The 25710-nt window shown below is 64.8% G+C and carries 26 protein-coding genes; 7 read left to right on the top strand and 19 right to left on the bottom strand.

The genetic code is table 11. The features are described 5' to 3' along the window. Positions 1-153 precede the first annotated feature (153 nt). Positions 154-1635, bottom strand: coding sequence for an alanine/glycine:cation symporter family protein (locus ACZ0AJ_RS00655; RefSeq protein WP_258836655.1), 1482 nt, complete (start codon positions 1633-1635; stop codon positions 154-156). A gap of 232 nt (positions 1636-1867) precedes the next feature. Here ACZ0AJ_RS00655 and ACZ0AJ_RS00650 point away from each other — a divergent pair, with 232 nt between their 5' ends. The 4 genes from ACZ0AJ_RS00650 to ACZ0AJ_RS00635 all read left to right on the top strand — a co-directional run bounded on the left by ACZ0AJ_RS00650 (position 1868) and on the right by ACZ0AJ_RS00635 (position 3588). Continuing rightward, the gene (locus ACZ0AJ_RS00650; RefSeq protein WP_183556826.1) at positions 1868-2062 is read left to right on the top strand and encodes a hypothetical protein; all 195 of its coding nucleotides are present in this window, start codon (positions 1868-1870) and stop codon (positions 2060-2062) included. Between the two features lie 106 nt (positions 2063-2168). Next, positions 2169-2621 carry a DUF2147 domain-containing protein gene (locus ACZ0AJ_RS00645; protein ID WP_183556824.1) on the top strand — a complete coding sequence of 151 codons (453 nt, stop codon included), beginning with the start codon at positions 2169-2171 and terminating at the stop codon, positions 2619-2621. Between the two features lie 39 nt (positions 2622-2660). Continuing rightward, positions 2661-3002 (top strand): SMR family transporter, encoded by a 342-nt coding sequence (locus ACZ0AJ_RS00640; protein ID WP_183556821.1) that lies wholly within the window; start codon positions 2661-2663, stop codon positions 3000-3002. 61 nt (positions 3003-3063) lie between these two features. Further along, a complete protein-coding gene (locus ACZ0AJ_RS00635) occupies positions 3064-3588 on the top strand; it encodes a hypothetical protein (protein ID WP_499453228.1) in 525 nt (174 codons plus the stop codon). On the opposite strand, the gene ACZ0AJ_RS00630 is transcribed toward ACZ0AJ_RS00635, so the two are convergent. From ACZ0AJ_RS00630 to ACZ0AJ_RS00620, 3 genes are read right to left on the bottom strand one after another with little or no spacing between them, the layout of a single operon-like run. Continuing rightward, positions 3555-4160 (bottom strand): response regulator, encoded by a 606-nt coding sequence (locus tag ACZ0AJ_RS00630; protein ID WP_499453226.1) that lies wholly within the window; start codon positions 4158-4160, stop codon positions 3555-3557. The genes ACZ0AJ_RS00635 and ACZ0AJ_RS00630 overlap by 34 nt on opposite strands. Further along, positions 4157-5278, bottom strand: a complete 1122-nt coding sequence (locus tag ACZ0AJ_RS00625) for a sensor histidine kinase (RefSeq protein ID WP_499453224.1) — start codon at positions 5276-5278, stop codon at positions 4157-4159. Before ACZ0AJ_RS00625 ends, ACZ0AJ_RS00630 begins: the two co-directional genes overlap by 4 nt. 16 nt (positions 5279-5294) lie before the next feature. Beyond that, positions 5295-7106, bottom strand: a complete 1812-nt coding sequence (locus tag ACZ0AJ_RS00620; RefSeq protein ID WP_499453222.1) for a CIA30 family protein — start codon at positions 7104-7106, stop codon at positions 5295-5297. Positions 7107-7402: 296 nt separating this feature from the next. On the opposite strand from ACZ0AJ_RS00620, the gene ACZ0AJ_RS00615 reads away from it, so the two are divergent. Further along, a complete protein-coding gene (locus tag ACZ0AJ_RS00615; protein ID WP_499453220.1) occupies positions 7403-7810 on the top strand; it encodes a hypothetical protein in 408 nt (135 codons plus the stop codon). Here ACZ0AJ_RS00615 and ACZ0AJ_RS00610 read toward each other — a convergent pair. The 13 genes from ACZ0AJ_RS00610 to tyrS all read right to left on the bottom strand — a co-directional run bounded on the left by ACZ0AJ_RS00610 (position 7802) and on the right by tyrS (position 21234). After that, complete coding sequence (locus ACZ0AJ_RS00610) at positions 7802-9454, bottom strand: hybrid sensor histidine kinase/response regulator (RefSeq protein WP_499453218.1); 1653 nt, start codon at positions 9452-9454, stop codon at positions 7802-7804. The two genes, ACZ0AJ_RS00615 and ACZ0AJ_RS00610, sit on opposite strands and share 9 nt — an antisense overlap. Then, entirely contained in the window at positions 9445-9912 is a 468-nt protein-coding gene (locus ACZ0AJ_RS00605) for a response regulator (protein ID WP_499453216.1), read from the bottom strand. Before ACZ0AJ_RS00605 ends, ACZ0AJ_RS00610 begins: the two co-directional genes overlap by 10 nt. Continuing rightward, positions 9909-12245, bottom strand: a complete 2337-nt coding sequence (locus ACZ0AJ_RS00600) for an ATP-binding protein (RefSeq protein WP_499453214.1) — start codon at positions 12243-12245, stop codon at positions 9909-9911. The genes ACZ0AJ_RS00605 and ACZ0AJ_RS00600 overlap by 4 nt, the downstream gene beginning before the upstream one ends. 129 nt (positions 12246-12374) lie before the next feature. Further along, positions 12375-13451 carry a Holliday junction branch migration DNA helicase RuvB gene (ruvB, locus tag ACZ0AJ_RS00595; protein WP_183556797.1) on the bottom strand — a complete coding sequence of 359 codons (1077 nt, stop codon included), beginning with the start codon at positions 13449-13451 and terminating at the stop codon, positions 12375-12377. 13 nt (positions 13452-13464) lie between these two features. Continuing rightward, positions 13465-14043 (bottom strand): Holliday junction branch migration protein RuvA, encoded by a 579-nt coding sequence (gene ruvA / locus ACZ0AJ_RS00590; protein WP_499453212.1) that lies wholly within the window; start codon positions 14041-14043, stop codon positions 13465-13467. A 15-nt stretch (positions 14044-14058) separates the two neighbouring features. Next, complete coding sequence (gene ruvC / locus ACZ0AJ_RS00585) at positions 14059-14598, bottom strand: crossover junction endodeoxyribonuclease RuvC (RefSeq protein WP_183556793.1); 540 nt, start codon at positions 14596-14598, stop codon at positions 14059-14061. 187 nt (positions 14599-14785) lie between these two features. Then, complete coding sequence (gene purH, locus ACZ0AJ_RS00580; RefSeq protein WP_183556791.1) at positions 14786-16372, bottom strand: bifunctional phosphoribosylaminoimidazolecarboxamide formyltransferase/IMP cyclohydrolase; 1587 nt, start codon at positions 16370-16372, stop codon at positions 14786-14788. Positions 16373-16463: 91 nt separating this feature from the next. Beyond that, positions 16464-16697 (bottom strand): helix-turn-helix domain-containing protein, encoded by a 234-nt coding sequence (locus ACZ0AJ_RS00575; protein WP_005667930.1) that lies wholly within the window; start codon positions 16695-16697, stop codon positions 16464-16466. Between the two features lie 116 nt (positions 16698-16813). Further along, complete coding sequence (gene dusB, locus ACZ0AJ_RS00570) at positions 16814-17839, bottom strand: tRNA dihydrouridine synthase DusB (RefSeq protein ID WP_258836773.1); 1026 nt, start codon at positions 17837-17839, stop codon at positions 16814-16816. Positions 17840-18120: 281 nt separating this feature from the next. Then, positions 18121-18795, bottom strand: coding sequence for a histidine phosphatase family protein (locus ACZ0AJ_RS00565; protein ID WP_499453209.1), 675 nt, complete (start codon positions 18793-18795; stop codon positions 18121-18123). Between the two features lie 42 nt (positions 18796-18837). Continuing rightward, a complete protein-coding gene (locus ACZ0AJ_RS00560) occupies positions 18838-19503 on the bottom strand; it encodes a YbhB/YbcL family Raf kinase inhibitor-like protein (RefSeq protein ID WP_499453207.1) in 666 nt (221 codons plus the stop codon). Positions 19504-19549: 46 nt separating this feature from the next. Continuing rightward, positions 19550-20008, bottom strand: a complete 459-nt coding sequence (gene dtd / locus ACZ0AJ_RS00555) for a D-aminoacyl-tRNA deacylase (protein ID WP_499453205.1) — start codon at positions 20006-20008, stop codon at positions 19550-19552. Next, on the bottom strand, positions 20005-21234 hold the full coding sequence (tyrS, locus tag ACZ0AJ_RS00550; RefSeq protein ID WP_499453203.1) for a tyrosine--tRNA ligase: 1230 nt from the start codon (positions 21232-21234) through the stop codon (positions 20005-20007). Before tyrS ends, dtd begins: the two co-directional genes overlap by 4 nt. A 180-nt stretch (positions 21235-21414) precedes the next feature. Here tyrS and ACZ0AJ_RS00545 point away from each other — a divergent pair, with 180 nt between their 5' ends. Together ACZ0AJ_RS00545 and ACZ0AJ_RS00540 are read left to right on the top strand one after the other, a co-directional pair. Beyond that, complete coding sequence (locus tag ACZ0AJ_RS00545; protein ID WP_482897333.1) at positions 21415-22779, top strand: peptidoglycan DD-metalloendopeptidase family protein; 1365 nt, start codon at positions 21415-21417, stop codon at positions 22777-22779. An 89-nt stretch (positions 22780-22868) separates the two neighbouring features. Beyond that, the gene (locus tag ACZ0AJ_RS00540; protein ID WP_499453200.1) at positions 22869-23966 is read left to right on the top strand and encodes an anhydro-N-acetylmuramic acid kinase; all 1098 of its coding nucleotides are present in this window, start codon (positions 22869-22871) and stop codon (positions 23964-23966) included. A 69-nt stretch (positions 23967-24035) separates the two neighbouring features. Here ACZ0AJ_RS00540 and erpA read toward each other — a convergent pair whose 3' ends face one another. Both erpA and argC read right to left on the bottom strand, forming a co-directional pair. Next, entirely contained in the window at positions 24036-24404 is a 369-nt protein-coding gene (erpA, locus tag ACZ0AJ_RS00535; RefSeq protein ID WP_183556750.1) for an iron-sulfur cluster insertion protein ErpA, read from the bottom strand. A 229-nt stretch (positions 24405-24633) separates the two neighbouring features. Beyond that, on the bottom strand, positions 24634-25671 hold the full coding sequence (gene argC / locus ACZ0AJ_RS00530) for an N-acetyl-gamma-glutamyl-phosphate reductase (protein ID WP_343024925.1): 1038 nt from the start codon (positions 25669-25671) through the stop codon (positions 24634-24636). Positions 25672-25710: the final 39 nt, after the last annotated feature.

Below are 25710 nucleotides of genomic sequence, written 5' to 3'. Positions count from 1 at the left end.
GAGCTCCCGTAACGATGATGCCGACAAGCAGGCGCATGAACGCGTCGATTCGATAAAAGTGCACTACGGCCGATCCGGACTTCCTGGCGCTGGGGCGGATGGCACACGCTCCAGCGGGCGTCCGGGCCTGGATGGCCGGGACGCCGCACGTCTCTATTTGATCGCCGCCGCGTCGCGCGCACTATCGCCTTGGAGCTTGAGCGCAGCAGCACGCCCCTCCCAGTAATGCGCATTCTTGATCCCGAGCGCAACCGGATCGAACTCGGGTTCCTTGCCGGCCTTCTTCTGCGCCTCGTAGTCGCGCAGGCACTTGAAGGCGTCCTTGCGGAGCAGGAAGATCGCGACGATGTTCAGCCAGGCCATCAGGCCGACGCCGATGTCGCCCAGGCCCCAGGCCACGTCGGCGGTCTTGACCGCGCCGTAGATCGTGGCCGAGACGATGCACAGCTTGAGGAGCACGCCCAGCCACGGATGGCGGTTATGGCGGTCCATGTAGGCGATATTGGTCTCGGCGATGTAGTAGTAGGCGACGATGGTCGTGAAGGCAAAGAACAGCAGCGCAATCGCGACGAACAGTGCACCAAAGCCCGGCAGCACGTTCTCGAGCGCCGTCTGCACATAGCCCGGGCCCGACGCCACGCCCTGCACGCCGATGAAGCGCGCCGTGCCGTCAGTATTTTCGACGTTGTACTGACCCGTCACCAGGAGCATGAAGGCGGTGGCCGAGCACACGAACAGCGTGTCGATGTACACCGAGAAGCCCTGCACCAGGCCCTGCTTGGCCGGGTGGCTCACTTCGGCCGCCGACGACGCATGTGGGCCAGTGCCCTGCCCGGCTTCGTTCGAATAGATGCCACGCTTGACGCCCCACTGGATCGCCATGCCGAGCATGGCGCCAAAGCCCGCGTCCAGGCCGAAGGCCGAGCTGACGATCAGGCGCAGCACGCCCGGCAGCGCTTCGATGTTCATCGCCACCACCACGACGGCCACGAGGATGTAGGCGGCCGCCATGAACGGCACCACGATCTCGGCGAAATGGGCGATGCGCTTGACGCCGCCGAAGATGATCGCGGCCAGCACCACGGCCAGGCCGATACCGGTGTAGAGCGGATCGATGCCGGCGGCGGTCTTGAGGCCTTCCGCGATCGAGTTGGCCTGCACGCCCGGCAGCAGCAGGCCCGTGGCGAACAGCGTGGCGATGGCGAAGGTCCAGGCATAGCGCTTCATGCCCAGGCCTTTTTCGATATAGAAGGCCGGGCCGCCGCGGTACTGGTTGCCGATCTGCTCCTTGTAGACCTGGCCCAGCGTTGACTCGACGAAGGCCGAACTGGCGCCCAGGAAGGCCACGGCCCACATCCAGAATACAGCGCCCGGGCCACCGAACGTGATGGCGGTTGCCACGCCTGCGATATTGCCAGTGCCGACGCGGCCGGCCAGTGTCATGGCCAGCGCCTGGAACGACGACACGCCCTGCTCAGAGCTTTTCCCTTCACGCATCAGGCGCAGCATCTCGCGGATGTGCCGCACCTGCAGGAAGCGGCCGCGGATCGAGAAATACAAGCCCGCCCCGAGGCACAGGGCGATCATGATGGGGCTCCAGATGATACCGTTGACTGCGTTGACCAGGTCGAGCATGGGGGTGCGACTCCTGCGTTGAGGGGTTCCGGAAGAGCGGCATATCGCCGCCGTGACGTCGCACAAGTTACATGATTCCGTAGGGAATTAACATCATTTTTTCGGTCCTGTGGCGCCATGCGCCGGGCTGGCTCAGGATGGACGGAAAATGGGCGCTGCTGGTGCAGGCGTGCCCGGTCGGCGCACCAATTGCTGGCGATCTAAAGCGTGGTGGACATGATACGATCCCACCATGGACCGACGAAGCGATTACAAGACCTCCCTCCTCATCGACGCCGTGCTGCACGACGTGTCGATCGAGGCCCGCCCTGCGGCGCGCGAACTGGCCACGCTCGGCGTGCCGCTCGAAGTGAGCCTGCGCGTGCTCACCCGCCCGGCCGAACGGCGCCACCAGGTCACACCGGAAGACGTACGCAACGCGCCATAACCGCGGGCTGCGCGATTGGAAGACATCCTCGGGCGTCAACCTGTCACACGGGCGAAGCGGTAGGCTACACTGGCGCCGTACCTACAACAACACTGGAGACACCACCATGCGCCACCTGATCCAAGCAAGCCTGATCGCCGCCACCATGCTCGCCCTGCCCGCCGCCGCGTGGGCACAGGCCACCTCGCCTGTCGGCACCTGGAAAACCATCGATGACAAGACCGGCAAGCCAAAAGCGCTGGTGCGGATCACCGAAGAAGGCGGCGTCCTGACCGGCAAGATCGAAAAACTGTACCGCGCGCCATCCGAAGAGCAGAACCCGCTGTGCGGGAAATGCAGCGACGCGCGCAAGGACCAGCCGATCATTGGCATGACGATCCTGTCGGGCCTGAAAAAAGACGGCGGCGACTACACCGGTGGCGAAATCCTCGACCCGGCCGCCGGCAAGACCTACAAGAGCAAGGCCACGCTGGCCGACAACGGCAACAAGCTCGAAGTGCGCGGCTACATTGGCGCGCCGATGTTCGGGCGCACCCAGACCTGGCAGCGCGAGCAGTAATCATTACCACGGCCCGGCGACGGGCCGTTTTTATTTTCCATGACCCTGCACCTCGCTTACCTCTATCTCGGATTTGCCATCGTTGCCGAAGTGATCGGCACCACGGCCCTCAAAGCCTCCGACAGCTTCACCCGGCCCCTGCCCAGCCTGATCACGGTCGGCTGCTACGCCCTGTCGTTCTACCTGCTCACCTTCAGCCTGCGCGTGCTGCCAACCGGCATCGCCTACGCGATCTGGTCGGGCGTGGGCATCGTGCTCATTTCGATCGTCAGCTGGCTGTATTTCAAGCAAAGCCTGGATCTGGCGGCCATCGCCGGGCTGGCGCTGATCATTGCGGGCGTGCTGGTCATTAACCTGTTTTCAAAAAGCGTCGGCCACTGATCATGTCAACCGCGTCGTGCGCCCGGACGTTACAACCGGCCCCATCCCGATCCTTCGCACCATGACACCCATCCCGATCACGCGTACCGCACGCCCCGTTTTTCGCGGGCGCGAGATGCGCGTGCTGCGGCTTCTGAGCATGGCGGCCGGCGTGTTTGCCATCCTGCTGCCGGCTGCGCTGCTGGCCTCGACGGCGCATGGCATCCCGGACTGGCTCGAACCGTATATCGTGCTGGTGGGCGTGGCGCTGGGTTCGGGCGGGTTCTTTCTGGTGGCGATGGCGGGGCATCGCATGGGGCGCGACGCCATGCTGCGCTCGTTCGCGGCGCTGCTGCTGATGGTGCCGTTCGGCGCCAGCGGCGTTGTCATCTGGCATGGCAGCAATATGCTGATGGTCTACCTGTGCACGTTCTTCCTGGTGCACACGGTCCTGCTCTATTGCAGTTTCATCTATCCGTTAATGCACGTGCCGCAGCCACCAGCGCCGCCCCGGCGCGGTGGTAAAACACCCGCATGGAACCAGCTGAGCCGGCCGCGCGGCAACGCCGACGACTACAACCAGCCAGCATCGCGCGCCAACCGGTAGGCTTCGACGCGGTTGCCCGCCCCCAGCTTGCTGATCGCCTCGGACAGGTAGTTGCGCACCGTGCCTTCCGACAGATGCACCTGGCGCGCGATCTCGCTGCTGCTGCGCCCTTCCCCCGCCAGCCGCAATACCTGCCGCTCGCGCTCGGTCAGCGGATCGCTGCCGCTGTTCCAGCTTTCCAATGCCAGTTCGGGCGCGATTGCGCGGCCATCGCCGTGCACGACGCGGATCGCCGCTGCCAGCGCGTCGACCGGCGCGTCTTTCAGCAGATAGCCGCGCACGCCGGCTTCCATCGCGCGGCGCAGGTAGCCGCTACGCGCGAACGTGGTCACCACCACGACCCGGCACGCCAGCTTGCGCTGAACCAGGCCCTGCGCCAGTTCGAGGCCCGTCATGTGCGGCATCTCGATATCGGTCAGCACGATGTCCGGCACCAGACGGACGCACAGCGCCAGCGCCGCGCGTCCGTCTGCGGCGCCACCCACGACGTCGAAATCCGGTTCGAGCCGCAGCAGCGCGCTGAGCGCGCCCAGCACCAGCGTCTGGTCTTCGGCGATCAGGATGCGGATCATGCCGATGCTCCCGACGGTACGTGCAGTTCGAGCGCCAGACCGGCGCCGGCCTGCAGCGACAAGCGCCCGCCGAGCGCCGCGACGCGCTCGCGCATGCCGGCCAGGCCGTTGCCCGGCTGCAGACCATCCGTGCTGCGCAGCTTGCCGTCGTCGAGCACGCGCAGCACGGCGTGCATCTGCCCATCCTGCTGCTCTTGCACGAGGCTGAGCGTGCAGCGCGACGCGCCGGCATGGCGCACGATATTCGTCACCGCTTCGCGCACGGCCAGCGCCACCACGTGTTCGGCCGCCGGCGCCAGGTCCATGCGCTCGATGCGCTCGTCGAGGATCACGTCGGCCGCCAGCAGGCTGGCGCGCGCACTGGCCAGCGCCTGCACCAGGCCACTGTGGCGATAGCCCGTCACGGCGGCGCGCACCTCGGCCAGCGCCCGGCGCGCATTGGTTTCGATGTCGGCGATTTCGCGCTCGCAGGCCGCCAGATCGCGCCGCGCCAGCTTGCGCGCCAGTTCGGCCTTGAGCGCAATCATCGACAGCGAGTGGCCCAGCAGGTCGTGCAGGTCGCGCGAAATGCGTTCGCGCTCGGCGATGCGCGCCATGTGCTCGACCTCTTCCTGCTTGCGCATCAGGAGCGTGCGCGACGTGCGCAGCCGGGCATCCATGATGCACGACAGGCCGACCGGCATGCCGGCCATCAGGATCGGCAGCAGAAACACCATCTGCATCTGCGGGATCAGCAAGGCAACGACTGCGCCACTGGCAATCACGGCCAGCATGGCGCACACGGGGCGAGCCGTGCCGGGAATGCGGGCGCACATGGCGCAGGCAAAGATGAAGAAGCAGGCAGCGCCCGGATTCCACGGCGCCCAGGCTGCGCCGATCAGGCACGTGGCTGCCACGCAGGCGCCGACGCGCCAGCCGCGGGGCCAGAAGCTGGCGCAGTACAGCGGCACGAACAGGATGATCGTCAGCGCCAGCAGCACCGCCTCGGCCACGCCGGGCGTCACGTAATAAAACTTCCAGAACAGGTAGCCCAGTGACAGCAGCCACGTGTATTGCAATGCGCCGTAGTCGGCCGGCATCCACGGTCGCGCCAGCACCTGCCTGAAGGTCGTCGTCATCGTGACTCCGTGATCGTTATTGCGCCAGCAGGCGCACGTCGGCGAGTTCGAAGCGGTACTCGCCCGGCTGTGGCCCGGCACTGAATGCTAGCATGGCAACCGCCGCCGGATCGATGCCGGCAAAGGCCGACAGCGGCAGGCTGATTTCCGCCCATTCCGGGCCGGCGACGAATGGCACACTGCTTGGCCGGCCATTGGCCGCGCCCATGAGCATCACCTGATAGGTTTTGCCGTCACCGCGCACCTTGAAGCGCAAGACCCGGGCTGCGCTCAGGTCGGCCGGCTGCATCGGCTGCGCACCGGGCATGAAGGCGACACTCGACCACGCATACGGCAGACCGGGGGCGACGCTGGCCTGCACCGCCAGCGGTACCTGCCCGTCGGACAGCGCCGGCAGCACGGCGAGCTTGACGGTCGACTTGCCGCCGGCGTACTGGTCGGTCGATGGCATCCAGCCGCTGCCAAATGGACTGGCCAGTTTCGCCGCGCTGAACTGGCTGATGCGTCCATCGGCCGGCAAGCCCTGGCGCGTCGATGCGCCGCGCTCTTGCGCGACCTGTTGCCGCTTGGCGTCGCGCAGGGCATTTGCGCTTTGCCCGTCCTTCCACACCTCGACGATGCGGCGCGTGGCCGTGATGTCGCGTGTCGGGTCGCCCTCGACCAGCAGCAGGTCGGCCTTGCAGCCCGTGGCGATACAGCCGCGCCGGCCCAGTCGGAAGGCGGCGGCCGGCGCGCTGGTGGCGGCGGCCAGCACGGCGGTCGGCGTCAAACCGGCCTCCACCAGCGCGGCCAGTTCGCGGTGCATGCTGATGCCGTACAGCGTGCCCGCATTGCCGGCATCGGTGCCGGCCAGGATGGGCACGCCCGCCTTCGCCAATGCGGCGGTAATCGCCTTTGGCATGGCCAGCAATTGGGGCCGCGCCTGCTGGCCGTAGCGCGCCTTGAGGGTCGTCGCGCCCTCGCGTTCGACCAGCGCCGCCAGATCCGCATCGCCCATCAAGTCGTCGCCGCGCACGCCGGCCATGCTTTCCATCACGGTAAAGGTCGGGATCACGAAGGCATTCCTGCGTTTGGCGAGCCTGGCCAGGCTGTCGACTGCCATGGCATCGGGCGCCGCGCCCAGGAACAGATGGACCAGCGCGTCAGCGCCCGCCTCGAGCGCGGCGCGGGCGTCTTTTTCAGTGCTGACGTGAACGACGGCCAGCTTGCCGCGCCGGTGCGCCGCCTCGATCAGCGCGGTGGCGGTCGCGATGTCGAGCGAGTTCATCGCGCCGACACCGTGCCCGCCTGCTTCGAGCACGATCTTGATGAAGTCGGAGCCTTCGGCGATGCGGGCGTCGACAAAGGCCTGCGCCTCGCTAGGACTGCTCAGGGTCGGGATCGGCACGCCGAACTGGGTGCCGTGGCCGCCCGGCGCCGTGGCCAGGGTGCCGGCCGAGAACAGGTCGGCCTGCCCCGCATGCCGGCCTGCGGCCATGCTGCGCTTGGCGTCCTGCATGACCGGCACGGCGGTAAACATGTCGATCTGGGTCGTCACGCCAAACAGCACCGGCAGGTCGAATTGCCTGAACGCGTGGGTGTGGGCGTCGATCAGGCCCGGCAGCAGCGTGCGTCCGGCCCCCTGGACGATGCGCGCCCCTGCCGGGGCCGACCCGCGAAAATCCGCATCGACGACGCGCGCATCATCGAACAGCACCGAGCGCCGTTCGTGCACGGCCTTGCCGTCGAAGACGCGTACGTCCTGGACCAGGGTGGCGGCGCCCAGCGCCAGGCAGGAGAGGGACAGACCGGCTGCGGCAACTGCCGCTTTTGCGACGATGGTGGACATGGTTTCCTCACGGGTTGGTGTGAAACCAGTATGGCGATCGCGCCGGGATGCCGACAGGCGCACTTGCCATCACTATCGGATGACAACTGTCATGTGCGACCAGGCCCGCGCTACATCTGAACGACACATTCACGGCAAAACAAGGACAAATCTGTCGTGTGCCAAAGACAGTAATTAAGACCGCAATATTGCCTGTGTGCTATCTTTGTCACACTGCCGTGCTTGCTGAATAATGCAATCGATTTCGTATGAGCCAGAACATTACCCCTGTCAACTTTGCCGCGCGAGGAACCGCCATGACGATCCTGCGGCTGCTGTGCTTTGCCGCCGGCATGCTGGTGCTCGTCGCGCCAGCAATCGTGCTCCCGGCCGGCGCCATGACGCCGCACGCGGGCAAGGCGGCGGCAACCCTGGCCTGCCTCGTGCTCGGCGCGTGCGCCTTTTTCGTGACCGGGATGGCCGGCCACTTGCTGCGCCGCTCTGCCCTGCTGCGCGCACTGGCCGCGCTGCTGCTGGCGGTGCCCCTCGCCTTTTGCGCTGCCTTGCTGTGGCGCGGCGCCGCGCCTGCGTTCATGTGGACTGCCGGCGTGCTGCTTGGCTTTACGCTGACGCTGTACCTGACGTTCGTCTATCCGGTGCTGCGCGCGCAGACGCAGGCCTGGCTGCGCTGGCGCGCTGCGCGGCAGCTGGCGTCATTACACTAGGCCTGCCAGCCGCGCCACCGCCCGGATCAGCAGATGCGGCTGCAGCGGCTTGATCACATACGCCTGATACCCCGCCTGCAAGGCGCGCTGCTGGTCCAGCGGCCGCGCAAACGCGGACATCGCCACCGCCGGCAGCATGTATTCATCGAGCCGCATGTCATTGCGCACCGTGCGGATCAGGTCGTAGCCATTGAGCTTGGGCATGCTGATATCGCTGACCAGCACCTGCGGGCGCACAGCGCTTAATTGCGCGAGCGCCGCCACGACCGAATTCACGGTAACGACAGCGGCGCCCCGCTCTTCCAGCACGCGCCGGCTCAGCTCCAGGATGTCTTCGTTGTCGTCCACCAGCAGCACGCTGACGCCGCGCAGGTCGATCAGCATCAGTTGATCCGCCTCTGCTTGCGCAACCATGCCAGCCACGTCGCCGCCCACCTGTTCGATGGCGCGCAGCGGCAGCATCACCGTGAAGGTCGCGCCCTGGCCCACACCCGCGCTGTCGCCACTGACCGTACCGCCATGCAGCTCGGTCAGCTGCTTGACGATCGACAGGCCGATCCCCAGCCCGCCATGCACGCGCGCCGCCTTGCTGTTTTCCTGGCTGAAGCGCGTAAACAACTGCGGCAGGAATGACGCATCGATCCCCTCGCCGTTGTCGTGCACCGTCACCGCGACCTGCGCATCGGCGCGGCGCCGCGCCGTCAGGGTGATCGCGCCGCCGCCAGGGGTGAACTTGAGCGCATTGCCCAGCAAATTGGCAAAGATCTGCTGCAGGCGGACCGGGTCGCCATCGAGTTCCAGCGGCGCGCCGTCATGGGTGTCGACCCGGATTTCGACGCCCTTCTCGATGGCGAGCGGACGCAAGAATTCGGCGGCCGAATCGAGCAGCGCGCTCAGGTCGACGTGCTGCAGATCCAGAATCAACTTGCCGGTTACGATGCGGTTCATGTCCAGCAGATCGTTGATCAGCTTGGCCTGCAGCCCGGCATTGCGCGCGATGGCGTCGACGCCGCGCCTGACGGTGGCAGGGTTGTCCTGCGCGCGTTGCAGCACGCCGGCCCAGCCGACGATCACGGCCAGCGGCGTGCGCAGTTCATGGCTGAGCGTGGCGAGAAATTCGTCCTTCAGCAGCGCTACCCGTTCGCTCTCCAGGCGCGCCGTACGCTCGGCTTCGAACAGGTACTGGCGCTGGTTGTCCATTACGTGGCGTTCGGTCATGACTTCGCGCGCGATCTTGCGCCGCTCGATGGCGTTTTCGACGGCCCAGGTCAGGCTCTCGCGGCCCAGCCAGGCCTTGCCCACGAAATCCTGGGCGCCGTGGCGCAGCGACGCGCGGCTCTCCGTGCCCGCCACGCCGGTCAGGATCACGACCGGCAGGTGCGGAATCTTGTCGGCGTCGCACGGCAGGCGCGCCAGCACGTCGTGCGCATCGCCATCGGGCAAAAAGAAGTCGAGCAGCATGCAGTCGAATGGTGCCGAACTCGCGCACAGGTGCATCGCCTCGTTCGCCGACGTCGCTTCGACGAACTGGTAGCGGCGATCGTGCCCGCCCAGCAGCGCCGCTTTGGCATCGGCGCGGTCCAGCGCATTGTCATCGACCAGCAGGATGCGCCAGGGACGATCGGTATCACAGGTCACGGGCATAAGGGTTTTCCAGTCGATGATGTGTCCGCGCCCGGCAGCACGACGTGCGTCAGCCAGTAGCGAAAGATGCTCTCGAGGTTGGCCAGGCCTTCCCCGAAGTTCACCAGTTTGACGTGATAGGCGTTGCCGCCGGCCGCATAGAACGCGTCCCGGTCGCGCGGGTTGATGCTGGCTGTCAGCACGATAACGGGCAGCGTGCGGCGTTGCGGATGGCGGCGCACTTCTTCGAGCAGCGTCAGGCCATCTTCACCCGGCAGATTGCAGTCCAAAAGCATGAAGGCGTAGTCCGCGCCAGGCACGACGAACAGCTGGCGCCTGGCGTCGTCGGCATCCATGGCATGCACCAGCAGGTTGCCGATGCCGGCGCGCCGCGCGGCAAGCGAGACGGTGTCGAAATCCTCGTCGCTGTCGTCGACGACCAGAATGGGCGACAAGTCGCTCCGCACCAGGGGCGTCATGCGCCTGGCTGCTTCATGCCGGCGCCGATCAGTGTGAAGTAAAAGGTGGTGCCAACGCCCAGTTCGGACGTGAACCAGCTGTGGCCATTGTGCTGCTCGACGAGCTTCTTGACGATCGCCAGGCCGGCGCCACTGCCGCCCCCGTACGCGTCGCGCGTGTGCAGGCGCTTGAACATCATGAAGACGCGCTCACTGTGCTTGGTGTCGATGCCGATGCCGTTGTCACGCACGTAGAAGGTGGAGACGTTATCCGCGCCATCGACCGGATCGAGGTAGCCGATCTCGATCCGGCGCTGCGGCTTGTCGTTGTATTTGGCGGCGTTGGAGATCAGGTTGGCGAATACTTCGCGCACGCGGATACGGTCGCACGAAACCGTCGGCAGCGGGCGGGGAATCTGCACGTCGATGTCGCGCCCGAGCAGACTCGCGCCCAGCATATCGGTCGCCTCGGCCACCACGTCGCCCAGCGCGATCGGCTGGCGCGCGAGCGAGAGCCGGCCGACGCGCGAAAAGTGCAGCAGCGCGTCGAGCAGGCTGTCCATGCGCACCGTAAGGCGCAGCATGGCGTCGATACGTTCGCGGCCCTGCGCGTCGAGCGGACGGCCCGCCTTCGTTTCTTCGAGCAGGAAGTGGGCGTACTTGTGGATGCCGCGCAGCGGTTCTTTCAGGTCATGGCCGGCGACGTAGGCAAACGCGTCGAGTTCGTCGTTGCTGCGCACCAGGTCCGTGTTCAGCGCCGCCAGCTGTTCGGCGCGGGCGACGACAACGTCGAGCATCAACAGGCGCAGGTTCTTGGCCGCTTCGATCTCGACGGCCTTCCAGGGTTCGGCGCGGCCCCGTACTTCTTCCTGCCACACGGCGAAGCTCTGGCGCGGCGTCAGGCGCGCGCCGTGCTCCCCGGTGGCCTTGCCGGCTTCGTACGGATTGCCGCCCCAGCGATACGTCTGCAGCTGCTCGGGGCGGAACCAGATGACCCAGTCGCCCTGGCTGCGCTGCGAGATCGGAAACGCCAGCAGGCCGCTGCAGCAACCGAGCGCGTCGCCGCCCTCAGGATACGCGCGGCCCAGGTCGTCCAGCGCGATGACCGTGCCGCCATCGGCCAGGCGCGCGCTGTGCAGCGTCAGCCAGGCCGCCAGCGCCGTGAGCTGCTGCGCATCTGGCGTGGCGCCGGCCGTGCTCCACCGGCCGTTCTCCGACACCGCCACGCCGCCCGCATCGATCCCGTCGAGCAGCGAGGGCGTGCCATCGGTCAGTGCCGCGTAGTTGCCGTCAGCAAGCGCCTGGCCCAGCACTGCATGGTGCGCCGCCTCGAACTTGAGCCGGTATTCCAGATGTTCCCGGCCTTCGGCCGAGGCGATTTCGAGAGACGTGACCTGGCCGAGGAATTCAGCGGCCGCGCGCAGGGTATAGGGCAGCACGATCGGCGCGTAATGGTGGCAGGCGATCAGCCCCCACAGCCGGCCATCGCGCAGGATCGGCATCGTCAGCGTGGCGGCCACGCCCATATTGCGCAGGTAATCGGTGTACATGACGGACGCGCCGCGCAGGGCGCAATAGGTCATGTCCAGTGGCCGCCCCGTCACGGGGTTCAGCAGCGGCGCAATTTCCATCAGCGCGCCATCCACGTCCGGCAAGGGCCGCACGCCGATGCGCTTGAAGATCGCGCGCGCCGGTACCGGAATATCGCTGGCCGGATAACGCAATCCCAGCCACGAATTGAGGTCGCTGCGGTGCGCGTCGGCGATCACTTCGCCCGTCTCGTCGCGATGGAAGCGGTAAATCATCACGCGGTCCAGGCCCGTTGTGCGGCGTACCTCGTTGGCGGCGATGTCGCAGAACGCGCTCAGGCTGCTGGCCGACTTCAGGCGCACCAGCGTCGTTTTCACCATCGAATAGTAGTCGCTGTCGGTCACGACCGTGTCGCCCGGGCGGCTGGCCGGCTCGATCTCGACGATCAGGACGCCGTCGGCCTGGTGCACCGAAAAATCCATCGGCACCTCCTGGGAAGGCGGATGGGGCAGCGGCGCCGTCAGCACGTACAGTGCATTGCGTTCAAGGACTTCGGTGCGCATCGCATGGACGATGCGCTGCGCCGCATCCGGGCCGACGACAGCGGCCAGTGGCTGGTCCAGCACCTGGTCCATGGCCAGGCCGGTACGCTGCGGCCAGTTTTCACTGGCCTGACGGACGATCAGATCATCGGGACTGAGCGCCAGCAGCAAGCCATGCGCCTGGATACAGCCCGGGGTCTGCACCGGCTCATCATCGCAGTTGGACAGGGAGACGCCATGGCGCTTGATACTGTACGGGAACGGCAGGGTGCTGCGACTCATTGAGTGACTCTTTATCGCATGGCCGTTTGCTAGACGAAGGGGCGAAGAGTAGCACTTACATGAGAACAGGGTAAATAATCGTCGTGTGCGCCCGAAAACCGATGGTTTTCGGACAAGCACATCAAGCGGTCAAGCGCCCTGCCCTGGCGGCAGACTGTCCCACAAGTCACCCGTTGGGCTGATGCGCGGCGCCGTCACGCCAAAGTGCTGATACGCCAGCGGCGTGGCAATGCGTCCGCGCGGGGTGCGCTGCAGATAGCCTTGCTGGATCAGGAAGGGTTCGAGCACGTCTTCGATCGTGTCGGCCGCTTCGCCGATGGCGGCGGCCAGGTTGCCGATGCCGACCGGGCCACCGGCAAACTTGAACAGCACTGCTTCGAGCAGCTTGCGGTCCATCACGTCGAAGCCGACGCTGTCGACGTCGAGCATCTTGAGGGCGCGGTCGGCGATGTCGCGCGTGATCTCGCCCGTGCCTTTCACCTGCGCGAAGTCGCGCACGCGGCGCAGCAGGCGGTTGGCGATACGCGGCGTGCCGCGGGCGCGCTTGGCCACTTCGCGCGCGCCTTCTTCGTCGATCGGCGCCACCAGCAGCGCGGCGCTGCGCAGCACGATCTTGGTCAGCTCGGGGACGTTGTAGAACTCCAGGCGCGCCACGATGCCGAAACGGTCGCGCAGCGGATTGGTCAGCATGCCGGCGCGGGTCGTCGCGCCCACCAGCGTAAACGGCTGCAGGTCGAGCTTGACAGAGCGCGCGGCCGGGCCTTCGCCGATCATGATGTCGATCTGGTAATCCTCGAGCGCTGGGTACAGAATCTCTTCGACCACCGGCGACAGGCGGTGGATCTCGTCAATGAACAGCACGTCGTTCGGCTCGAGATTGGTCAGCAATGCCGCCAGGTCGCCCGGGCGCTCGAGCACGGGGCCCGAGGTCTGGCGCAGGTTCACGCCCATCTCGCGCGCAATGATGTGCGCGAGCGTCGTCTTGCCCAGACCCGGCGGGCCGAACAGCAGCGTGTGGTCGAGCGCTTCGCGCCGGTTGCGCGCGGCCGTGATGAAAATCTCGAGCTGGTCGCGGATTTTCTCCTGGCCAACGTATTCGTCGAGCTGCTTGGGCCGCAGCGCGCGTTCGATCGCCTCTTCGTTGGGCGAGGCCGGCGCGGCGTCGATCACGCGCTGTTCGGTAAAGTTGTCGGTCTGGATACTCATTGCTTACATCCGGTCAGGCTTTGGAGAGCGCCTTGAGCGCAAATTTGATGCCATCCGAGACGCCGGCGCCGGCTGGCATGTTCTTGATCGCCAGCAGCGCTTCCTTATCGGAATAGCCCAGCGCGGCGAGCGCGTTGAGTACGTCGGTCTGCGTGTCGTCGCGCGGGACGCCGGCCACCATGCCGATATCGGCGCCGAGCTTGCCTTTCAGTTCGAGCAGCAGGCGCTCGGCGGTCTTCTTGCCGATGCCGGGCACCTTGACCAGGCGGCCCGTCTCTTGCAGCGTGACGGCCTGCGACAGCTCGGCCACGGTCATGCCGGACAGGATCGACAGCGCCATGCGCGCGCCGACACCGGTGATCTTGATCAGTTGCCGGAACAGCGCGCGTTCGGACGCGCTGCCAAAACCGAACAGCAGGTGCGCATCTTCGCGCACGGTCAGGTGCGTAAACAGGACGACTTTTTCGCCGGTGTGCGGCAGGTTGTAGAACGTGCTCATCGGCACATCGACTTCATAGCCGACGCCATTGCAATCCACCAGCACGTGGGGCGGCGCTTTTTCGAGCAGGGTTCCGGAGAGACGACCGATCATCGAATGAATTCCTTGTTATGAGACGAGACGGCTGTTTTTCATGCGCAGCCCGATCATGTCGGGCGCAATCGCGCCCAAGAGGGCCAGCGTGTCGATCGTGTGGGCATGGCAAATGGCCACGCCGAGCGCATCGGCAGCGTCGCTGCCCGGCAGACCTGGCAGCTTGAGCAGGCGCGCGACCATGTCCTGGACCTGCGGCTTGGCCGCGCGGCCGGTGCCCACCACCGCTTGCTTGACCTGCACCGCTGTGTATTCGGCCACATCGAGATCGGCGCCCACGAGCGCCGTGATGGCCGCGCCGCGCGCCTGGCCCAGCAGCAGGGTCGATTGCGGATTGACGTTGACGAACACTTTTTCGATGGCGGAACAGGCCGGCTGGTAGGTCGCGATGATTTCGCTGACGCCGTGCAGGATGACTTTCAGGCGTGGCGGCAAGGCGCCCTCCAGCCCGGTCTTGATGGTGCCCGAAGCGATGTAGCGCAGCTTCGTGCCGTGTTTTTCAATGACGCCAAACCCCGTCGTGCGCAGGCCCGGGTCGATGCCGAGAATAATCATGCTGGAATGTTACCCCGGCTGGGGGTGTTCGTGGGAAAAATACTGTGCAAAAACACAGGTGCATGACGGTTTGGGGAAACCATCCACAAATCATACGTGATTTGAACGCGTGGACGGCGGAGCCGCCCACCCTACACTTCATCGTAGGGTGGACGGCTATGTCGTCCACGCGTTCGGATTAGTGCGATTAATGACGGAAGTGACGCGTGCCCGTGTACAGCATGACGACGCCGCGCTCGTCGGCGGCATCGATGACTTCCTGGTCGCGCATCGAGCCACCCGGGTGGATCACGCAGGTCGCGCCGGCATCGACGACAACGTCCAGGCCATCACGGAACGGGAAGAAGGCATCCGACGCCACGGCAGAGCCGGTCAAGCTGAGGCCAGCGTTCTGGGCCTTGATCGAGGCGATGCGCGCCGAGTCGATACGGCTCATCTGGCCGGCGCCCACGCCCAGCGTCATGCCGTTACCGCAGAACACGATCGCGTTCGACTTGACGAACTTGGCCACGCGCCAGGCAAACATCAGGTCTTGCAGCTGCTGCGGCGATGGCTGCAGCTTGGAGACGACGCGCAGGTCTTCCATGCCGACGTTCTTCGCGTCCGGCGACTGCACCAGCAGGCCGCCGCCGACGCGCTTGACGTCGTAGGCATTCTGGCCGGCGCCCAGCGCGATTTCCAGCAAACGCACGTTCTGCTTGGCCGACATGATCTGGCGCGCTTCGGCGGTGAAGCTCGGCGCGATCAGTACTTCGACAAACAGCTTGGCCAGCGCTTCGGCTGCCTTGCCATCGACTTCGACGTTGAAGGCGATGATGCCGCCAAAGGCCGAGGTCGGGTCGGTCTGCAGGGCGCGCGAATACGCGTCCAGTGCATCGACGCCGATGGCCACGCCGCACGGATTGGCGTGCTTGACGATCACGCAACCGGCGGCCTGGCCCAGGCCGCCGAGCGACTTGACGCATTCCCAAGCCGCATCGGCATCGGCGATATTGTTGTACGACAGCTCTTTACCTTGCAGCTGGCGGTAGTTGGCCAATGCGCCGTCGATCGTGACGAGGTCGCGGTAGAAGGCGGCGCCCTGGTGCGGGTTTTCGCCATAGCGCATTTCCTGGACTTTCTCGAAGCCCATGTTCAGCGTGGCCGGGAAGTTCGAGCGGGTCGCGTGTGCGCGGTCTTCGCCCAGACTGGTCAGGTAATTCGTGATCGCGCCGTCGTACTGGGCGGTGTGTGCGAACACTTTCTTGGCCAGGCGGAACTTGGTCTCGTAGCTGACCGGACCGGCGTCGCCGCCCGAGCCCTTCATTTCCGCCAGCACGACGCCGTAGTCGGCCGGATCGACGACCACGACGACGTCGCGGTGGTTCTTGGCGGCCGAACGCAGCATGGTCGGGCCACCGATGTCGATGTTCTCAATTGCATCTTCCAGCGAGCATTGCTCTTTGGCGACGGTTTGCTGGAACGGGTACAGATTGACCACGACCATGTCGATCTGCGGAATATTGTGCTCTTCCAGTTTCGCGATGTGCTCGGGGAAATCGCGACGGGCCAGGATGCCGCCGTGCACTTTTGGGTGCAGCGTCTTGACGCGGCCATCGAGCATTTCCGGGAAACCGGTGTAATCGGCCACTTCCGTGACTGGCACGCCATTTTCTTGCAGCAGCTTGGCGGTGCCGCCAGTGGACAGGATGTTCACGCCCAGCTGGTTCAGCGCGCGCGCGAAATCGAGCACGCCGGTCTTGTCGGATACGGAAATGAGAGCTTGTTTGATCATGGTGAGGCCTATGGTTGAGAATTCCTGGCGCCGGACGTGGAGACCGTTGGGTCTCCGGGGCCGCGCAGGAAGCGCAGCCAACCGGCAACGCTTAGAGCAGCCCGTGCTCTTGCAGTTTCTTGCGCAATGTATTGCGATTGATGCCCAGCATCTGCGCGGCATGCGACTGGTTGCCGTCGGCGCGCGACATGACCACTTCGAGGACGGGCTTTTCGACGGTCAACACCATCATGTCGTAGATGTTGGTCGGTTTTTGCTCGCCGAGATCGTTGAAATAGTCTTCAAGACTCTTCTGGACGACTTCCTGGATACTTTCTTTGCTCATGTCTTTGCTGCTTCATCCTGGTTGTGTGATTGCTGCCCGGCTTGCTGCACTGGCTTGCTGCATCTGCGGGCAGCGCGTCCCCAATTGTTCTTCTTGTCGCTGGTTGTACTGGTGTTCTATGCGGCGATCGCGTCCACGGCGGGAAGCGCGGGGCGGTATTGTAACCGCTCGCCATGGCGGTGCTGGGATTTCAGGAAGTCATCCATCGCCGCAAGTTGCTCGGCGGTCGATTCCAGCAGATTCATGCGCTGACGGAATTCCTCGCCATCTGGCAAGTCCTGGACATACCAGCCGATGTGCTTGCGCGCGGTGCGTACGCCGATGAACTCGCCATAGAAGGCGTAGTGCGCCGGCAAGTGCTCGTGCATCAGTTCGCGCACCTCTTCCACCAGCGGCGCAGGCATGTGCTCGCCCGTGCGCAGGAAGTGATCAATTTCACGGCAGATCCATGGCCGGCCCTGGGCCGCCCGGCCGATCATGACGGCGTCCGCCCCCGTGTAGTCGAGCACGAACTTCGCCTTCTCGGGCGTGGTGATGTCGCCGTTGGCCACCACCGGGATGCCGACCGACGCCTTCACGGCGCGGATGGTGTCGTACTCGGCGTCGCCCTTGTAGCCGTCGGCCCGGGTGCGGCCGTGCAGGGTCAGCATCTGGATGCCGGCCTGCTCGGCCAGGCGCGCGATGCGCAGCGCGTTCTTGTTTTGGCGATCCCAGCCGGTGCGGAACTTCAGCGTGACCGGTACGTCGACGGCCTCGACCACCGCGTGCAGGATGCGCTCGACCAGGTCTTCGTGCTGCAACAGGGCCGACCCGCACCAGCTGTTGCAGACCTTCTTGACCGGGCAACCCATATTGATATCGATGATCTGCGCGCCGCGCTCGACGTTGAACTTCGCGCAATCGGCGAGGTCTTTCGGATCGGCGCCGGCGATCTGCACCGCCTTGGGCTCCATCTCGCCCGCATGGTCGATCCGGCGCGATGTCTTTTCGCTGGCCCACAGGCGCGGATTGGACGCAGCCATCTCGGACACCGCATAGCCCGCGCCGAGCTGCTTGCACAGTTGCCGGAACGGACGGTCCGTCACACCAGCCATCGGCGCGACAAAGACGTTATTACGCAGGAGATAAGGACCTATTTGCACAGCAGGCAGACTCAAAAGTGACACGGGAACCTGCTATTTTACCTCAAGCGCTGCTCAATTTATCAGCACAATTTTTCAAATTGTTGTGTGTGCGATATTGGCAAGGTCAGGAAATGGGGAGTGAGACGCTCACGTAGGGTGGACGGCTGCGCCGTCCACGCGTCGATCGCTATGGGCGCCGGTCACGCGAGAGGCGAGCCCACCGCCAACCAATCGGTGCCGGTTCCGTGCCGGATAACCCACTGCCAACCATCACCGCGTGGAAGGCGGAGCCTTCCACCCTACGGCAACTCGTCGAGGGCGGGTTGCCGCAGATGCTCGACTTCGCCCCAGCTGAGCAGGCGCAGCTTGCCCTGCTCGACCGCAAAGCGGTTGATGCTGGCGTTGTGCACCTTGAAGTCGCGCGGAGTGTCCAGGGAAAGGCCCAGCGCGGCGCGGTAGGCGCACTCGAGTACGCCGCCGTGTGCCACCAACGCCAGCGTCTGCCCCCGATGGCGGGCAGCGTGGGCCGCGATCGCCGTCGTGACGCGGTCGAAAAAGGCGCGGAACGATTCACCCTGGTTTTTGCCCGGTGGCAGCGTTGCGTCGACATTGCGCGCCTGCCAGGCGGCAAAGTCCGCCGGATAGCGAGCCGCGATCTCACTATATAGCAAGCCTTCGAAGCCGCCATAGCACCGTTCGCGCAATTGGGGATCGACCTGCAACGCCGTCGTTGCGCCGCGTGCGCGCAGGATCGCTTCGGCGGTTTGCCGGGCACGGCCCAGGTCGCTGGACAGCACGTGGTCGATGGCTTCACCGGCCAGTGCCGCGCCAAGCAGCGCCGCCTGGCGCTCGCCTTCGGCGTTGAGCGGGATATCGAGATGGCCCTGCAGCCGGCGTTCGGCATTCCAGGCGGTTTCGCCGTGGCGGATGAGCAGGATCGTGGTCGCGCCCTGGGGCGCCGTGGTCTGGGTCATGAGGTTCTTGTGCCCGAACCTCGGGGCAATCGGATGGAAGCGCTATTTTGGCAGATCGGCGACGGCGTGGGGATTGAGTGCATAGGTGCCGAAGATGCACGCCTCGTCGAGGATGTGCCCGTAGATCGCCATGCGGGCTTCCAATCCCGTGAAGCGCCCCGTGAGCGGCAGGCGTGGCATATCGAGCGCATACAGGGTAAAGACATAGTGGTGCACGCGCTCGTCGTTCCAGGGCGGGCACGGGCCGTCATAGCCATAGAACTCGCCGGCCATACCGGGCGCGCCGGCAAACCAGTCGGTATAGTCATTGAGGCCATGGCGCAATTGGTGCTCGATGCCGTTCTTGATGGTGAACGGCACCAGCGGACCCGGTTTGCCATGCGGCGTGACGCGATTGGAGAACCTGCCCTCGGCCAGCGCCGTGAGGCACACGGGGATATCGGCCAGCGTCCAGTGGAAAAAATCGATGCGTGGCGCCGTCAGCGGCACCGTGCAGCCGTCGACATTGACGCCGCGGCCATCGCGCGGGACGTCGGGATCGTGGCAGACCAGTACCAGCGATTCGGTGCCGTTCGGTACGTCGGCCCAGGCGATATGCGGGTTGCGGTTGCTCGACAGCCTGACACGGGCGGCAGAGTCGCCCACGGCAAACGCGCAGGCGGCGGGCATGGCGGCCCCGTTGGTAAACGAATTGCTCCAGATGCGCATGCTTCCTCCCGGCTACTTGGTTTGACACCTGGAGCCAGGCGGGGTTTCAGCGCGTTGCTACGACCGGATCAACGCGCAGCCAGAATGTCACCGGCCCGTCATTGATGAGCGACACCTTCATGTCGGCGCCGAACACGCCGGTTTCCACCTGCCCGTGACGCGCGCGCGCCTGGCGCACGGCGTAATCGAACAGGCGCCGGCCGTCTTCCGGCGCTGCCGCCGGCGTGAACGATGGCCGCGTGCCGGATTTGGTATCGGCCGCGAGCGTGAATTGCGGCACCAGGAGCAGGCCGCCATTGACGTCGACCAGACTGCGGTTCATTTTGCCGGCCTCGTCCGAAAAGACGCGGTAACCGAGCATCTTAGTCAGCAACAGGTCGGCTTCGCGCTCGGTGTCGCCCTTTTCGGCGCACAGTAATACCAGCAGGCCCGGACCGATGGCGCCGACGATCGCGCCGTCGACGCGCACTGCCGCTTCGCTCACGCGTTGCAGCAGGCCGATCATGCCAGCGTCACGCGCGCGAACTTGCGCTTGCCCACTTGCACGACGAGCGTGCCGGCAGCCACCTGCAACCCTTTATCGGCCACGACGGCGCCGTCGATGCGCACGCCGCCCTGGCCGACCATGCGCATGGCTTCGGACGTCGATGCGCACAGGCCAGCTTGCTTGAGCAATTGCGCCACGCCCATCGGGGCGCCCGACAGCGCCACTTCCGGCACGTCGTCGGGGATGCCGCCCTTGGAACGGTTGACGAAGTCGGCCAGCGCATCGTCGGCCGCCTGGGCCGAGTGGAAGCGCGTCACGATTTCCTTGCCCAGCGCCACCTTGGCGTCGCGCGGGTTGGCGCCGCCGTCGATCGTTGCCTTCAATTGGGCGATGTCGTCCAGCGAGCGGAACGACAGCAAATTGAAGTACTTCCACATCATGTCGTCCGAAATGCTCATCAGCTTGCCGAACATGGTGTTCGGTGCTTCGGTGATGCCGATGTAGTTGTTTTTCGACTTGGACATCTTCTCGACGCCATCCAGGCCTTCGAGCAGCGGCATGGTCAGGATGCACTGCGGCTCCTGACCGTAGTCCTTCTGCAGTTCGCGGCCAACCAGCAAGTTGAATTTCTGGTCCGTTCCACCCAGCTCAAGGTCGGAGTGCAAAGCGACCGAATCGTAGCCCTGCATCAGCGGATACAGGAACTCATGCACGGCAATCGGTGTCCCACTCTTGTAGCGCTTGGTGAAATCGTCGCGCTCCATCATGCGCGCTACGGTATAGCGTGACGCCAGCTGAATCATGCCGCGCGCGCCGAGCGGATCGCACCACTCCGAGTTGTAGCGCATCTCGGTGCGGCCGGCGTCCAGCACCAGCGAGGCCTGACGGAAGTACGTCATCGCGTTTTCTTCGACCTGCTCGCGCGTCAGCGGCGGCCGGGTGGCGTTGCGCCCCGACGGGTCGCCAATCATCGACGTGAAGTCACCAATCAAGAAGATCACCTGGTGACCCAGATCTTGCAATTGACGCAACTTGTTCAGCACCACGGTGTGACCCAGATGCAGGTCTGGCGCCGTTGGGTCCAGACCCAGTTTGATGCGCAGCGGTGTGCCGGTTTGCTCCGACCGCGCCAGCTTTTGCGCAAAATCGGCCTCGACCAGCAACTCGTCGACACCCCTTTTTGCGATGGCGAGGGACTCGAGAACGCGGTCAGTCAGAGGAAGGCGCACAGGCGCATTTACCATGGAATTGCCGCCAGGAACTGCTGTTGAGGTCATAAATTCGTGTAGGAAATTGGCTAAAACGGTTGTAGGACCACATCTTTTGGTATAATTCACGATCCTGTTTTCGTTTCCCAAAGAAAACTTTGTTAAACGTCATGAACATGGCCCTTGAAAGTTCAGCCGCAAATTTTAACTGATTGCATGAACCCTATACAGAAAATTACCCGTCAGACACTGCTGCAGCTGGTGCCGAAGACCCGCAAAGCCCGCGTTTTGAGCGCCGGCGCCGTCTTCCTCAGTATGTGCGCCTTTGGCGCAGTAGGTGTCGCCCCGATCGCCAGCGATCCTTCCGACCTGCCCGTGACCTCGGTCGCGACGAACCTGGAATTGCCAAATCTGGCATCCCAGATCGCCGCGCTCCAGCAAGACGAGCAGCAATTCATCCACGAAGAACGCATCCGCCGCGGCGATTCGCTCGGCTCGCTCTTCACCCGCCTTGGCATCGAAGATGCACAGGCACAGAAATTCGTTCGTTCCGACAAGCTGGCACGTCGCCTGCTGTCGCTCCAGACCGGCAAGCGTATCCAGGCCGAGACCGATGAAAATGGCCTGCTGCTGTCGATGCGTGCCACCGTCATCGATGGCAAGAACGGCAACGCACGCACGATCAGCGTCGAGCGCAAGGGCGAATCCTTCGTCGCCCTCGAAGCGCCGGCCAAGCTCGAGCGTCGCGTCGAGATGCGCTCGCGCGACATCGCGTCGTCGCTGTATGCAGCCACCGACTCCAACGTCGACGGCGGCAGCCTGCCCGATTCGATCGTCGGCCAGATCATCGAGATGTTCTCGACCGATATCGACTTCCGCACCGACGTCAAGCGCGGTGACCGCTTCAATGTGGTCTACGAGACCTTCTGGCTCGACGGCGAACAGGTCAAGACCGGCCGTATCCTGGCTGGCGAGTTCGTCAACCGCGGCGTGGCCTATCAGTCGGTCTGGTACGAAGACCCGATCACCAAACAGGGCGGTTACTACACCCTGGACGGCAAGGCACTCAAGAAAGCCTTCCTGAAGTCGCCACTCGAGTACTCGCGCATTTCGTCGGGCTTCTCGATGCGCGTGCACCCGCTGTCGGGCAAATGGAAAGCGCACAAGGGCGTCGATTACGCAGCATCGACCGGCACCCCGATCCGCGCCGTGGCTGACGCCACCGTCGACTTCGCCGGCAACGGCAATGGCTACGGCAATATGGTCGTGCTCAAGCACTGGTCGGCGTACAGCACCGCCTACGCGCACATGAGCCGTATCGCGCCAGGTCTGCGCAAGGGCGCCAAGATCAACCAGGGCCAGGTCATCGGCTACGTCGGTTCGACCGGCTGGTCGACCGGCGCACACCTGCACTACGAATTCCGTGTTGCAGGCGTGGCCAAGGATCCAAACCAGTACAAGTCGCTGGCACAGCAACCGCTGAACCAGGCCGAACTCGCACGTTTCCGCATGGCTGCAGCCGAGATGAATCACCGCTTCTCGCTGCTGGGTCCAAGCGGTTCGGCCATGGCCGCCCGCTAAGACAGCTTCACCCCTGTCCCGACGCCCTCCGCTGCATCTCGATGCCGGAGGGCGTTTTGCTTTGTATGGCCTGATTCATTGATAAAAACATGACCGAGACCCCATCCCTTTTCATCGGCCTGATGTCTGGCACCAGCCTTGACGGCGTCGATGGCGTGCTGGCCGACTTTTCGCAAGGCGCGATCCGCACGATTGCAGCCGCCTTCACGCCCTTTCCTGCCGACTTGCGCGATGAGCTGATGGCGCTGCAGGCGGCCAGCCACAACGAGCTCGAGCGCGAGGCGCTGGCCGCCAATGCGCTGGCACTAGCGTATGCCGACTGCGTACGCGCGCTGTTGCCGTCCAGCCCGGGTATAGTCGCTGCCGTGGCCGTGCATGGCCAGACGATCCGCCATCGTCCCGAGCTGGGCTTCACGCGCCAGACCAATAATCCGGCGCTGCTGGCTGAACTGACCGGCCTGGACGTGATCGCCGACTTTCGCAGCCGCGATGTCGCCGCCGGCGGCCAGGGCGCACCGCTGGTGCCGGCCTTTCACGCGGCCGCGTTCGGCGCGCCGGGCACAGCGCGCGTGGTCGTGAATATCGGCGGCATCGGCAATATCAGCGTGCTGCACGGCGACGGGCGTGTGACGGGCTTCGATACCGGTCCGGGCAATGTCTTGATGGACCTGTGGATTGCGCGTCATCAGGGCCGCGCCTATGACGAGGATGGCGCCTGGGCCGCGAGCGGGACCGTGCACCCGCCATTGCTGGCAGCGTTGCTGGATGAGCCGTACTTCGGGCTGCCTGCGCCCAAGAGCACGGGGCGCGATCTGTTCCATGCGGACTGGCTCGATGCCAGGCTGGCCGCCTACCACGATGTCGCCCCGGCCGACGTCCAGGCCACGCTCACGCGCCTGACGGCCGTGACGATCGCACGCGCCATCCGTGATGAAGGCATCGCGCCGGACGCGGTATATATATGCGGTGGCGGCGCTTACAATGGCATGCTGCTGCGCGCCATCAGCGCCGAGCTCGATGGCGTGACGGTGGCGTCAACGGCCGAACTGGGCGTGGCACCGAACCGGGTCGAGGCGCTGGCATTTGCCTGGCTGGGCTGGCGCTTCACGCAGCGCGAGCCGGGTAATCTGCCGGCGGTCACGGGCGCACGCGGCCTGCGCGTGCTGGGCGCGCTGTACCCGGCATGAACGCAAAAAAGCCCGCTTGACGCGGGCTTTTTCTGATTCCCCGGCAGCAGCCGGGGTGCGCTACGCTGCCTACGCCGAGAACGACGAACCGCAACCGCAGGTCGAGGTGGCGTTCGGATTCTTGATCACGAACTGCGCGCCTTCGAGGTCATCCTTGTAGTCGATCTCGGCGCCGACCAGGTACTGGTAGCTCATCGAGTCGATCAACAGCTGGACGCCTGCTTTTTCCATCGTCGTATCATCGTCGTTGATGATCTCGTCGAAGGTGAAGCCATACTGGAAGCCCGAGCAGCCGCCGCCCTGCACGAAGACGCGCAGCTTGAGGTCGGGGTTGCCTTCTTCTTCGATCAGCTGGGCCACTTTCTGTGCCGCGCTGTCGGTGAAGTTGATTGGTACGGGAATCGTGTCGAAATCTACTACTTCGGCGACTGCGGTCATGGAATGCTCCTGGATAATCAAACTCCGCCCATTATAGACGGTTGGGGGAACTCATGCTGCCGACCCTCAGGGAAAGTCGGCGAGATGAGACACCAGTTGTCACTCAGACAGGATACCGTCCCTTGATGATGTCAAGAGGACATGATCCTTCTGCAAGCGCTGGTGCAGTAGCCTCGAATATGCGGCCAAGTGGCCGCAATTCAAGTCTGGCAGGCACCAGCGACGCCGGTTACGGCAACAGCGCGATCTGCTTGAGGCCGGTCGCTTCATCCAGCCCGAACATCAGGTTCATGCACTGCACAGCCTGGCCCGAAGCGCCCTTGACCAGATTGTCCTGCACCACCAGGATCACGACCGTGTCGCCGCCATCCGGGCGATGCAGCGCCAGGCGCAGCACGTTCGAGCCGCGGGTCGAGCGCGTCTCAGGATGCGAGCCGAACGGCATCACGTCAACGAACTCGCTGTCCTTGTATTCGTCTTCGAACAGGGCCTGCAGCGCCGCATCGTCGATTTCCTGCGTCAAGCGCGCGTACAGCGTCGCGTGCATGCCGCGGATCATTGGCACCAGGTGCGGCGTGAAGATCAGGCCGACCTTCTGGTCGGTGAAGCGTGCCAGCTGGGCCGTCGTTTCCGGCGTGTGGCGGTGACCGCTCACACCATAGGCCTTGAAGTTGTCGCTCGACTCGGAGAACAGCGTGGCGATCTCGGCCTTGCGACCGGCACCCGACACGCCCGACTTGCAGTCGGCGATCAGGTTGCCCGCGTCGATGATGCCGGCCTTGAGCAGCGGGTAGTAGCCAAGCTGCATCGTAGTTGGGTAGCAGCCCGGATTGGCGATCAGGCGCGCGCCCTTGATCGCGTCGCGGTTGAGCTCTGCCAGGCCGTACACGGCTTCTTCGAGCAGCTCGGGCGCCGTGTGGTCGATCTTGTACCACTTCTCGAACGTCGCCTGATCTTTCAGGCGGAAGTCGGCCGCCAGGTCGATTACTTTCACGCCGGCTGCCAGCAGCTCGGGCGCCTGCGCCATCGCCACGCCGTGCGGGGTGGCGAAGAACACGACGTCGCAGCTTTTCAGGTCGGCTTTGTCAGGACTGGAGAACGCCAGGTCGACGCGGCCGCGCAGCGACGGGAACATGTCGGCCACCGGCAGGCCGTCTTCCTTGCGCGACGTGATTGCCGTCAGTTGCACATCCGGATGCACGGCCAACAGCCGCAGCAATTCCACGCCCGTGTATCCGGTGCCGCCAACGATGCCAACTTTGATCATGTTCTGTTCCTCGAGAATGGTAGAAAGGCCCTGCGTTCA

This window comes from Telluria sp. AC161 (genome assembly GCF_979258535.1).
This window is presented reverse-complemented; position numbering and strand designations above follow the sequence as displayed.

Coding starts and splice junctions, on each gene's coding strand:
- ACZ0AJ_RS00655 (WP_258836655.1), bottom strand. CDS start 1,635: ATGCTCGACCTGGTCAACGCAGTCAACGGTATCATCTGGAGCCCCATC.
- ACZ0AJ_RS00650 (WP_183556826.1), top strand. CDS start 1,868: ATGGACCGACGAAGCGATTACAAGACCTCCCTCCTCATCGACGCCGTG.
- ACZ0AJ_RS00645 (WP_183556824.1), top strand. CDS start 2,169: ATGCGCCACCTGATCCAAGCAAGCCTGATCGCCGCCACCATGCTCGCC.
- ACZ0AJ_RS00640 (WP_183556821.1), top strand. CDS start 2,661: ATGACCCTGCACCTCGCTTACCTCTATCTCGGATTTGCCATCGTTGCC.
- ACZ0AJ_RS00635 (WP_499453228.1), top strand. CDS start 3,064: ATGACACCCATCCCGATCACGCGTACCGCACGCCCCGTTTTTCGCGGG.
- ACZ0AJ_RS00630 (WP_499453226.1), bottom strand. CDS start 4,160: ATGATCCGCATCCTGATCGCCGAAGACCAGACGCTGGTGCTGGGCGCG.
- ACZ0AJ_RS00625 (WP_499453224.1), bottom strand. CDS start 5,278: ATGACGACGACCTTCAGGCAGGTGCTGGCGCGACCGTGGATGCCGGCC.
- ACZ0AJ_RS00620 (WP_499453222.1), bottom strand. CDS start 7,106: ATGTCCACCATCGTCGCAAAAGCGGCAGTTGCCGCAGCCGGTCTGTCC.
- ACZ0AJ_RS00615 (WP_499453220.1), top strand. CDS start 7,403: ATGACGATCCTGCGGCTGCTGTGCTTTGCCGCCGGCATGCTGGTGCTC.
- ACZ0AJ_RS00610 (WP_499453218.1), bottom strand. CDS start 9,454: ATGCCCGTGACCTGTGATACCGATCGTCCCTGGCGCATCCTGCTGGTC.
- ACZ0AJ_RS00605 (WP_499453216.1), bottom strand. CDS start 9,912: ATGACGCCCCTGGTGCGGAGCGACTTGTCGCCCATTCTGGTCGTCGAC.
- ACZ0AJ_RS00600 (WP_499453214.1), bottom strand. CDS start 12,245: ATGAGTCGCAGCACCCTGCCGTTCCCGTACAGTATCAAGCGCCATGGC.
- ruvB (WP_183556797.1), bottom strand. CDS start 13,451: ATGAGTATCCAGACCGACAACTTTACCGAACAGCGCGTGATCGACGCC.
- ruvA (WP_499453212.1), bottom strand. CDS start 14,043: ATGATCGGTCGTCTCTCCGGAACCCTGCTCGAAAAAGCGCCGCCCCAC.
- ruvC (WP_183556793.1), bottom strand. CDS start 14,598: ATGATTATTCTCGGCATCGACCCGGGCCTGCGCACGACGGGGTTTGGC.
- purH (WP_183556791.1), bottom strand. CDS start 16,372: ATGATCAAACAAGCTCTCATTTCCGTATCCGACAAGACCGGCGTGCTC.
- ACZ0AJ_RS00575 (WP_005667930.1), bottom strand. CDS start 16,697: ATGAGCAAAGAAAGTATCCAGGAAGTCGTCCAGAAGAGTCTTGAAGAC.
- ACZ0AJ_RS00565 (WP_499453209.1), bottom strand. CDS start 18,795: ATGACCCAGACCACGGCGCCCCAGGGCGCGACCACGATCCTGCTCATC.
- ACZ0AJ_RS00560 (WP_499453207.1), bottom strand. CDS start 19,503: ATGCGCATCTGGAGCAATTCGTTTACCAACGGGGCCGCCATGCCCGCC.
- dtd (WP_499453205.1), bottom strand. CDS start 20,008: ATGATCGGCCTGCTGCAACGCGTGAGCGAAGCGGCAGTGCGCGTCGAC.
- tyrS (WP_499453203.1), bottom strand. CDS start 21,234: ATGGTAAATGCGCCTGTGCGCCTTCCTCTGACTGACCGCGTTCTCGAG.
- ACZ0AJ_RS00545 (WP_482897333.1), top strand. CDS start 21,415: ATGAACCCTATACAGAAAATTACCCGTCAGACACTGCTGCAGCTGGTG.
- ACZ0AJ_RS00540 (WP_499453200.1), top strand. CDS start 22,869: ATGACCGAGACCCCATCCCTTTTCATCGGCCTGATGTCTGGCACCAGC.
- erpA (WP_183556750.1), bottom strand. CDS start 24,404: ATGACCGCAGTCGCCGAAGTAGTAGATTTCGACACGATTCCCGTACCA.
- argC (WP_343024925.1), bottom strand. CDS start 25,671: ATGATCAAAGTTGGCATCGTTGGCGGCACCGGATACACGGGCGTGGAA.